Here is an 8,918-nt window from a genome sequence, read left to right as displayed (position 1 = left end):
GGCCACTCCGGCTGCTGCGCAGCGGGACGCGCGAGGGCGTCGTCAAGGCGCTTGCGCATGTCCGGCGGCAACGGGGGAAGCTCGGGAAGCGTGTCGATGGGCACGTCCACGGTCCAGTTCACGCTGCTCAGCTTATTCGTTCCACTCTGAGAGACGGGTGCGGGTCTGTCAGATGTGAAGACTCGACGGTGCCCAATTGAGATGACGCTGTGCATCATGTCCAGATGGACACCACCCGATTGGATGACAGCACCGTGACCCGGTTGCTGTTGACAGCCGCGGACAACATCCAGCGGGACCACCCGGTGCACTGGACCCACGTGATCGACGACGACGCGCAGCTCGTGCCACAGCGCGTGCTGCACCCCGTTTTCGCCGGATCGTTCGACTGGCACTCGTGCGTGCACCAGACGTGGCTCGCGGTACGCCTCCTGCGGCTGCGGCCGTCGGTCGAGGGTGCCGACGACGCGAGGAAGGCGCTGGACGCGCTGGTCACGCCCGCGAACTGCGCGACGGAGGCGGCGTTCTTCGCCTCACCGTCCGGGCGGTACTGGGAGCGTCCGTACGGCTGGGCGTGGCTGCTGCTGCTCGACGCCGAGCTGCGGGTGGGTGAGCTGCCGTGGTCGGTGGCGCCCATCGCGTCGGTGCTGCGGGACCGGTGGCTGGAGTGGATCTCCGTCGCGCGGCTGCCCGTGCGGACGGGCACGCACAGCAACACCGCGTTCGCGACGTGCCTGGTTTTCGACGCGGCTCGGGCCGTCGGGGACGTCGAACTGGCGTCCGCGTGCGTCGAGGCGGCGTTGCGCTGGCACCGGGAGGACGCGGACTACGGCGGTTTCGAGCCGGACGCGGCCGACTTCCTCTCGCCCGCGCTCAACACCGCGGACCTGATGCGGCGGGCGCTCGGCCCGGTCGACTTCGCGGCGTGGTTCGAGCGGTTCCTGCCGAACCTGAACGAGGCGCGGTGGAAGGGGCTGCGCGAGCCGTTCCCCGTCGACGACCCGAGCGATCCCTACGGCTCGCACCTGGCGGGGCTGGCGCTCTCGCGCGCGTGGAACTGGGAGGCGCTGGCGGCCGCGTTGCCCGCGGCGCACCCGTACGCGGAGCTGGCCGCCACCGCCGCCTCGGCGCATCGCGAGGCGGGGTGGCGGTACGTCTTCGGGCACGGCTACATGGCCGACCACTGGCTCGGCACGTTCGCCGCGTACCTGGACGTCGGTGCTCTCTAGCTCCTAGCCGAAGAAGACCTCGGCCTCGGCGTAGCGCTCCAGCGGGACGGTCTTGAGCTCGGCGGTGGCCTCGGCGAGCTTGACGCGGACGATGTCCGTGCCGCGCAGCGCGACCATGACGCCGAAGTCCTCAGCGGCGACCGCGTCGACCGCGTGCAGGCCGAACCGGGTCGCGAGCACGCGGTCGTACGCCGTCGGCGTGCCACCGCGCTGGGTGTGGCCGAGCACGACCGCGCGGGACTCCTTGCCGGTGCGGTCCGCGATCTCCTCGGCGAGCCACTGGCCGACGCCGCCGAGCCGCACGTGCCCGAACGCGTCGCGCTCGCCGGAGTGCAGCAGCTCAGCGCCGCCCTCGGGCATCGCGCCCTCGGCGACGACGATGATCGGCGCGAACTCGCGCTCGAACCGCCGCTCGACCCAGCCGACGACCTTGTCCACGCTGAACGGCCGCTCCGGCACCAGGATGACGTTCGCGCCGCCCGCGAGACCCGAGTGCAGCGCGATCCAGCCCGCGTGGCGACCCATGACCTCGACGACGAGCGCACGGTGGTGCGACTCGGCCGTCGTGCGCAGCCGGTCGATCGACTCGGTCGCGATGTGCACGGCGGTGTCGAAACCGAACGTGTAGTCCGTCGCGCCCAGGTCGTTGTCGATCGTCTTCGGCACGCCGACGACACCGATGCCGTCATCGGTCAGCCGCTTCGCGACACCGAGCGTGTCCTCGCCGCCGATCGCGATCAGCGCGTCGACCTCGTTCTCCGCGAGCACCTCGCGGATGCGGTCGACACCACCGTCCACCTTGTACGGGTTGGTGCGCGACGAACCGAGAATCGTGCCGCCGCGCGTGAGGATGTCCTCGACGTCCTTCAGGCCCAGCGGCTTCGTCAGGTTCTCGATCGGACCCTGCCAGCCGTTGCGGAAGCCGAGGATGTCCCAGCCGTGGGTCTCGATCCCCTTGCGGACGACCGCCCTGATGACCGCGTTCAGACCGGGGCAGTCACCACCGCCAGTGAGCACACCGATGCGCATCTGCTAACCCAATCTCTCTGAGTGGTCTGTGTCACCCAGCGTTTCACGTCCTGGATCGGTGCAGCAACGAGGGGTCTCAACAGCCGGACGAACTTTGGGTGCCGAAACTGTCGGTGGTCGTCCGTACCGTCTCCGTAGTGAGGATTTCGCTACTCGAAGGTGGTGCTGCTGGTTGATCTCCACAACTTCATGCTCTGGCGGGAGGCAGGCTCTGGGCGGGCGCTCATGCACGGTGATGACCATTGACGGCGTGGTCATCGCGAGTGCGTGGTGCAGGCGCAGCGAGACTGCGGCCGGGTTCGGTGTGACTGGGGCCGGCTCGGTGCCGCGGCTCGGTGCCGCGGCTCGGTGCCGCGGCTCGGTGGCGGCTCGGTGGCGGCCCGGCCCGGTGGCGACCCGGCTCCCTGGCGGCTCAGTGCCGACGCGGCTCAGTGCCGACGCGGCTCGGTGCGACCACAGCCCCGTGCGGCGCAGTGCGGCTCGCCCGGTGCAGCTCGGTGCGGCTCGGGTGCGGCTCGGTAGCGACACGGCGCGGCTGCTCGGCGCGGCGGTGCGGTGTGGCTCGGTAGCGGCGCGATGCGGCTCGACGTGGCTCAGTGCGACGCGGCTCGGCTCGGCTCCGCGTGGCTCGGCCCGGCCCGGCCCGCTCCGGCTCGACGTGGCCAGGCTCGACGTGGCCCGGCTCGGTCCGGCGTGGCTCGGCCCGACTGCCGCGACCACGGCGGGCATGGCGCGGGTGCTGCAGCCGCCGGCGCAGCACGGCAGTGGTCACCACAGGTGCGATGCGACTGCGGGCACGCCAGTGCGGCGCGGCTGCGGCCAGCGTGGTGCGCGCGGCTGCTTCTGCCGCGAGCACAGGAGGTGCAGCACGATCGCGACTCCGGAGCACGCGCCGACGCGGCAAGGCGGGCGCACGAGAGCGACGCGGACAGCGGCGACTCAGGCCAACGACGCGGACAGCGGCTCAGGTCAGGGACAGCTGCGGCTCCGAGCGGCGCCGCGTACAGCTGCGACTCAGGGGCGGCACCGTACAGCGCGGCTCAAGGGCGGCGCCGCGTACAGCTGCGACTCGTGCAGCGACGGATCGGTCAGCGCACGGGGAAGCCGAGCTTGCGCCGGTGCTGCTCGATCACCTTCCACCGCGCGAGGTTGTGGCGCGCGTCGGCGAGTGCGTCGTGCGCGTCGGCGGGTGGCGTGGGCAGCTTGGGGCGGCCGACGTCGTCCCAGCGCTGCCTGAGATCGCGGGTGAAGCGGGGCAGGGCGCGTGGCAGTGCGGGCATGGCGCCCCACAGCTGCGCGAGTGCGACGTGGTCGTAGGCGGCGAACCACGCCCACAGCTCGACGTCGTCGCGGTTCGCCTTGCGGGCGCCCAGGAAGTCGAGCAGGTCCTCGCGGATGCGCTCGCGGCTGCGCCACGCCTTGTCCGACGGTGAGGGCAGTTGGTTGAGGACGTTCGCGCGCACCCAGGGGCCGGCCCGGTCCGGGTCGAACTCGGTGGACACGGCGTAGAACTCGCGGCCTTCCTCGTCGACCACTCCGATCGACACCAGGTCGATCGTCAGCCCGTCCTCGATGAACTCACAGTCGTAGAAGAACCGCACCGCGCAACCCTAAGCGCGTGGCTCAACTCGCCTTCGTCGAGGGCACCCGATCGATGGGCTTCGCCTGCTCGGGCACCTTCGCGGTGGCGTCCTCCTTGGCCTTGGCCGCGTAGACGTCCACGTACTCCTGGCCGGAGAGCTCCATGAGCGAGTACATGATCTCGTCGGTGATCGAGCGGAGCACGAAGCGGTCGCCGGAGAGTCCTTCGTAGCGCGAGAAGTCCAGCGGTTTGCCGATCTTGACGCGAATCGGGTGCGGCTTCCACATGCGCGAGCCGATGGGGTTCGCCTTGTCCGTGCCGAACATCGCGACCGGGATGACCGGTGCGCCCGACTCGAGCGCGATCCACGCGACGCCGACCTTGCCCTTGTACAGGCGGCCGTCAGGGGAACGCGTGCCCTCGGGGTAGATGCCGAGCAGCTTGCCCTCGCGGACGATGCGCACACCCGTGTCGAGCGCGCCCTGGGCGGCCGACGCGCTGGAGCGGTCGATCGGCACCTGGCCGACGCCGGAGAAGAACCACTTCTGCAGCTTCCCCTTGAGGCCGGGGCCCGTGAAGTACTCGATCTTCGCGGGGAACGTCATCCGCCGGGACAACAGCAACGGCAGGAAGAACGAGTCGGAGACCGCGAGGTGGTTGCTCGCGAGGATGGCGCCGCCATCCTTGGGAATGTTCTCGGCGCCCTCAATGATCTTCGGCTGGAAGAACAGCCGAAGGATCGGTCCCAGGAGGACGTGCTTCATCAACCAGTACAGCACCTTGGGAAGCGCCTCCCTACCCGAACCTTGATCCCGCGGTCAGCCTACGGAGGTGACCGCACCTCACACAACGAAGACCCACCGATACGCGGTACGGCAGAACTGCGCCGACTGCCGTAATCCGCAACACATCGGGACCGTGCAACGATGAGGGGTCTAGAAGCGAGCCCACGGAGAGGTTCTGGATGAACGGCAGGCGCGACTCGACGGACGGCCCGGAGAACGTCGACGAGGCCTTTGCCGAGATCGTGGCCGGCCTCGAAGCAGAGGGCGTCGGCAAGAACTGGCTCGATCTCGACGAGGCCGCGGAGGTCGGCGATTCCGACCCGACGACGGAGATCGTCGTCGAGGAGGAACCCGAGCCCGCTGAGGACGACCACTACGTCCCGCCTGAGCCGCCGCCGTTCCCGGTGCTGCGGCCGGGGACCATCGCCGCGCTGATGTTGTTCGTGCTCGGCATCGTGCTGCTCGTCGCGCCCGGCGTGTTCGGCCTGGAAGCGCGCATCGGCACGCCGCTCTCGCTCGTCGCGCTGTGCACCGGTGTCGGCTGGCTGGTGCTCCGGATGCGCAACACCCCTCCGCCGGATGACGGCGCCCAAGTGTGATCCGTCACGTTGGTAACGGCGTGATAACGACCACGAACGGTTTCCTGAACGATTCAGAGCAGGTTACCGTCGATGTCATGGACCAGATGCAGTACATGATGATGGCTCGCGCACTCGCCACGATCAGCAAGAACGACGAAGAGCGCCGCGCGGCCCGCCGCCGTCGCCGCCCGCGCATCCTGCGCAAGCTCGCCCGCTAACTCACCCGAGCACGCCCCGCGCAGGCTCGGCCGCGAGCACGCCAAGGCGCAGGCCCGACTGCGGCTCCCCTCGCCGCGCAGGCCGCGCTCACGCAGGCGTCCCCGCCGGGGGAACCCCTAGTTCCATTCTCCCAGCGAGCACCGACAGTTCTGGGCTCGTCGCGGGAGTTGTCCACAGGCTCAGCTGTCCCGCAGGCCCAAATCACTCGACAGACTCAGGCGCTCCGCGGGCTCGGTGGCTCTGCGTGCTCGGTGGCTCGGCGGGCTCAGTCACTACGCATGCTCAGCAGCTCCGCGGGCTCAGCAGTCCCGCGGGCTCAAGCGCTCTGCGGCTCCGCGGGACTCAGTCGCTCCGCGGGACTCAGTCGCTCCACAGGCTCAGCCGCGCTGACGCAGGCGTCCCCGCCCAGGGGGAACCCCTAAATACAAGTCTGCCAGCGAGGTCCGACAGTTCTGGGCCCGCAACGGGAGTTGTCCACAGGCCAGCGCAGAAAGGACCGAACAGGTCAGCGCTTGGAGTTGCGGCTCATCTTGCCCACGAGCTCACGGGCCAGCGTCGCCGCACCGACAATCCCGGCGTCGTCCCCGAGCTGGGCGGTCCGGATCCGCGCCAGAGGCCGATGTCCGGCCCCGGTCACCACGGACGCGTACCGCTCACGAGCGTCGTCCATGAACATCGGCGCCGACTCGGACACCCCGCCGCCGATCACGACCACCTCGGGGTCGTAGACGTCGGCGACCAGCGCCAGCCCCTCCCCCAGCCACTTGGCCAGGTCCGCCATCGCGCGCTGCGCCAGCGGGTCGCCGTCGCGTGCCGCCCCCGCGACGCGTCGGCCGGTGACGGCCCGCGAGTCGCCCAGCGCTTCGCGGGCCAGCACCGTGGACACACCGGGATGCTTCGCGAGGAGCTCCACCGCCGTCGCGGACAGGGCGGTCCCGCTGCAGTACCTCTCCCAGCACCCGCTCTTGCCGCACGGGCACGGCCGTCCATCCGGGACGACGCGCAGGTGCCCCAGTTCGGGCGCGACACCGTAAGCACCGCGGAAGACCTCGCCGTTCAACAGCAGAGCGCCGCCGATGCCGGTGCCGATCGCCACCAGAACCGCGATGCGCGCGCCGCGGGCGGCGCCGAAGCGGTGTTCGGCGAGAGCGGCGGCGTTCGCGTCGTGCTCCAGGACCACCGGCAGGCCGAGGCGCGAGCCCATCCGGTCCGCCACGTCCGCCTGCCGCCACGCCAGGTGCGGCGCGAACCGCACGGTGCGGCGGTCGGACGCCACGAAGCCCGCCACGGCCAGGCCGACGGCGGACACGGTGTGCCGCGACGAGACCTCCTCGACAGCGGCGACGATCGCGTCTTCCAGTGGGCCTTCACCGGCGGGCGTCGGGGCGCGGGACGTGTCGATCACGGAACCCCGTGAGTCGACCACTCCCGCCCGCACGCTCGTCCCGCCGATGTCGACCCCGACGGTCAGCACGGGCCGCTCCGCCGCACAACCTTGATGTGCTGCACGCGCGGCTCGTCAGAAGAGTCAGATGAAGAAGTACCACCCGGAGGCGGTGACGAAGGTGGTGTGCCGGGCTCGCTCAGCGCGGCCCGCAGCACCGCGATCAAGCCCGCGGCGTGTTCAGCGGCGCGAGCGGCCAGCTCGGAACGGTCACCGCGCAACAGGGCGACGCCGTTGCACAGCGGGCACCAGCCGCACGTCTCGGGCGTGTGCTCGCCGGTCGGATCGCCCGCCTCGGCGACCTTCTGCAGCCACGGCTGCACGCGCTCGGCCGCGGCGTCGATCAGCAGCCGCAGCTCCTCGGCAAGCCTGCCGGTCTCGTCAGTCACCTGGAGATCACCGCATCCACAGCGACGGATCCGGGCGGAACCGCACCGTCACCCCGTTGTCGTCCATCTCGGCACCGGTCACGATGCACCGCTTCAGCAGCGACGGCAGCGCGACGAGCTTGCGGCGGCCGTCGACCGTCAGCGCGAGCTCGTCACCGACCCGAGCGAGGTCCAGTTCCATGTCGTCGGCCAGCGGCACCGTGATCCGCAGCGTGTAGAGCGCGTCCTGGCCGCGGCCGCTGCCCGACACCTCGAGCATCTGACCGGTGTCCGGCGAGCCGTCCAGCGGGTCGGACGTGCCGTACAGGCCGTCCGCCACCTCCAGCAGCGCGGCGACACCGACCGGCTCGGACGCGCGGTGGTCGACCGTGCGCAGCGACGCCACGCCGGTCAGCGACGCCAGCACGGCGTCCTGCTCGTGGCGACGCGTGCGCAGCCACGAGGCGGCCGTGCCGCGAGCGGAACCGGGTGACGGCACGAGACGGTTCGCGATCACGCCGTCGACGCGGATTCCCTGCAGCGCCAACGCGGTCAGCGTGCGGCGCGTCTCGGCGGCGACGACGCGCTCAGGCGTGAGAACCAGCCGGACGCTCGTCGACGAGTGATCGGCGAGCAACGACTTCAGCGCGTCGAGCTGTTCGGCGAGCCGGGACAGGGCGTCGGCGGTGGCGTCCCACTTCTCCACCGTCCCGGTCCCCGCGACACCGGCCAGCAGGCCGCGCACGACCCTGCGATGCGTGGGGAACAACCGCTCCAGGTACCCGGCGAACGCCTCGGGCAACGCCAGCAGCCGCAACGTCTCCGCGGTCGGGCCGCAGTCGACGACGACCGTCTCCCATGGGCCAGACGACGCGAGCCGCTGCACCTCGGCGAGCGCGAGGAGCTCCTCGACGCCCGGCACGACGGTCAGCTCCTCGGCGTCGAGCTCCTCGACGCCCGCGCCGGCGAGCACGGTGCGCAGGTGGCCGCGCAGCTCGCCCCACGCGCCGTCGACGAGTCCGCGCGGGTCGATCTGGCACGCGAACAGGCCGCCCGAAAGGCCGGACCCGTCCACTTCGGACGGGCGCGCGCCCAGAGCTACACCTAGTGCGTCACCGAGCGAATGGGCGGGATCGGTGGACACGACGAGCGCCTTGCGCCCGCTCGCGGCCAACGAGGCGGCGGTGGCGGCGGCCAGCGTCGTCTTGCCGACGCCTCCCTTGCCGGTGAAGAGGAGGACTCGGCTCAAGCGGCGCTCTCCACGCGCTTCTTGAGCTCCTTCAGCGCCGTGTCCAGGATCATCTTCTCGGCCTTGCGGCGGAACAGGCCGATCATCGGGATCACCAGCTGGACGGACAGCGTGTACGTCACCTTGGTGCCGGCGCCGGACGGCTCGAGCACGTAGCTGCCGTGCTGCGACTTCTGCATGGTGCCCTTGACCAGGTCCCAGCTGACGGACTTGCCGTCGGCCGCCCAGTCGTACTTGAGGACGTACTCGTCCTTGACGGGGCCCTGGTCGATGTTGAACTTGACCTGGTCGTCTTCCAGGATCTCGACCTTCTTCACCCCGTTCGCCCAGTCCGGGTACGCGGCGAAGTCCGCGATGACCGCCATGATCTGCTCGGGCGGTGCGTCGATGACGATGGACTGAGTGGACTCGTCGGCCATGCGGTGCAGGTTA

The 8,918-nt window shown here is 70.6% G+C and carries 10 protein-coding genes; 3 read left to right on the top strand and 7 right to left on the bottom strand.

Going from position 1 to position 8,918, the window contains the following annotated elements; all coding sequences use genetic code 11:
- The first annotated feature begins 224 nt into the window (after positions 1–224).
- Entirely contained in the window at positions 225–1,229 is a 1,005-nt protein-coding gene (locus FKR81_RS26950; RefSeq protein WP_146355751.1) for a DUF2891 domain-containing protein, read from the top strand.
- A gap of 3 nt (positions 1,230–1,232) precedes the next feature.
- Here FKR81_RS26950 and FKR81_RS26945 read toward each other — a convergent pair whose 3' ends face one another.
- From FKR81_RS26945 to FKR81_RS26935, 3 genes are all read right to left on the bottom strand, one after another.
- Positions 1,233–2,258 (bottom strand): 6-phosphofructokinase, encoded by a 1,026-nt coding sequence (locus FKR81_RS26945; protein ID WP_146355749.1) that lies wholly within the window; start codon positions 2,256–2,258, stop codon positions 1,233–1,235.
- Positions 2,259–3,346: 1,088 nt separating this feature from the next.
- Positions 3,347–3,859, bottom strand: coding sequence for a polyadenylate-specific 3'-exoribonuclease AS (locus tag FKR81_RS26940; protein WP_146355747.1), 513 nt, complete (start codon positions 3,857–3,859; stop codon positions 3,347–3,349).
- 22 nt (positions 3,860–3,881) lie between these two features.
- Positions 3,882–4,619 (bottom strand): lysophospholipid acyltransferase family protein, encoded by a 738-nt coding sequence (locus FKR81_RS26935; RefSeq protein WP_146355745.1) that lies wholly within the window; start codon positions 4,617–4,619, stop codon positions 3,882–3,884.
- Between the two features lie 185 nt (positions 4,620–4,804).
- Between FKR81_RS26935 and FKR81_RS26930 the strand changes: the two genes are divergently transcribed.
- On the top strand, positions 4,805–5,224 hold the full coding sequence (locus FKR81_RS26930) for a hypothetical protein (RefSeq protein ID WP_146355743.1): 420 nt from the start codon (positions 4,805–4,807) through the stop codon (positions 5,222–5,224).
- Between the two features lie 77 nt (positions 5,225–5,301).
- The gene (locus FKR81_RS45680) at positions 5,302–5,424 is read left to right on the top strand and encodes a hypothetical protein (RefSeq protein WP_268891583.1); all 123 of its coding nucleotides are present in this window, start codon (positions 5,302–5,304) and stop codon (positions 5,422–5,424) included.
- 506 nt (positions 5,425–5,930) lie between these two features.
- On the opposite strand, the gene FKR81_RS26925 is transcribed toward FKR81_RS45680, so the two are convergent.
- The 4 genes from FKR81_RS26925 to FKR81_RS26910 are packed head-to-tail and all read right to left on the bottom strand — an operon-like array spanning position 5,931 to position 8,905.
- Positions 5,931–6,899, bottom strand: coding sequence for an ROK family glucokinase (locus tag FKR81_RS26925; protein WP_146355741.1), 969 nt, complete (start codon positions 6,897–6,899; stop codon positions 5,931–5,933).
- The gene (locus FKR81_RS26920; RefSeq protein ID WP_146355739.1) at positions 6,893–7,258 is read right to left on the bottom strand and encodes a hypothetical protein; all 366 of its coding nucleotides are present in this window, start codon (positions 7,256–7,258) and stop codon (positions 6,893–6,895) included. Before FKR81_RS26920 ends, FKR81_RS26925 begins: the two co-directional genes overlap by 7 nt.
- A 7-nt stretch (positions 7,259–7,265) precedes the next feature.
- Positions 7,266–8,486: an ArsA family ATPase gene (locus FKR81_RS26915; RefSeq protein ID WP_146355736.1), complete on the bottom strand. Its 1,221-nt coding sequence runs from the start codon at positions 8,484–8,486 to the stop codon at positions 7,266–7,268.
- Positions 8,483–8,905 carry an SRPBCC family protein gene (locus FKR81_RS26910; protein ID WP_146355734.1) on the bottom strand — a complete coding sequence of 141 codons (423 nt, stop codon included), beginning with the start codon at positions 8,903–8,905 and terminating at the stop codon, positions 8,483–8,485. Before FKR81_RS26910 ends, FKR81_RS26915 begins: the two co-directional genes overlap by 4 nt.
- Positions 8,906–8,918: the final 13 nt, after the last annotated feature.

The sequence above is a fragment of the Lentzea tibetensis genome (assembly GCF_007845675.1).
Taxonomy (GTDB): domain Bacteria; phylum Actinomycetota; class Actinomycetes; order Mycobacteriales; family Pseudonocardiaceae; genus Lentzea; species Lentzea tibetensis.
This window is presented reverse-complemented; position numbering and strand designations above follow the sequence as displayed.

What these genes read in the sequence shown, in the direction of transcription:
- FKR81_RS26910 (WP_146355734.1), bottom strand. Translation starts at nt 8,905, where the DNA reads ATGGCCGACGAGTCCACTCAGTCCATCGTCATCGACGCACCGCCCGAG.
- FKR81_RS26945 (WP_146355749.1), bottom strand. Translation starts at nt 2,258, where the DNA reads ATGCGCATCGGTGTGCTCACTGGCGGTGGTGACTGCCCCGGTCTGAAC.
- FKR81_RS26930 (WP_146355743.1), top strand. Translation starts at nt 4,805, where the DNA reads ATGAACGGCAGGCGCGACTCGACGGACGGCCCGGAGAACGTCGACGAG.
- FKR81_RS45680 (WP_268891583.1), top strand. Translation starts at nt 5,302, where the DNA reads ATGGACCAGATGCAGTACATGATGATGGCTCGCGCACTCGCCACGATC.
- FKR81_RS26950 (WP_146355751.1), top strand. Translation starts at nt 225, where the DNA reads ATGGACACCACCCGATTGGATGACAGCACCGTGACCCGGTTGCTGTTG.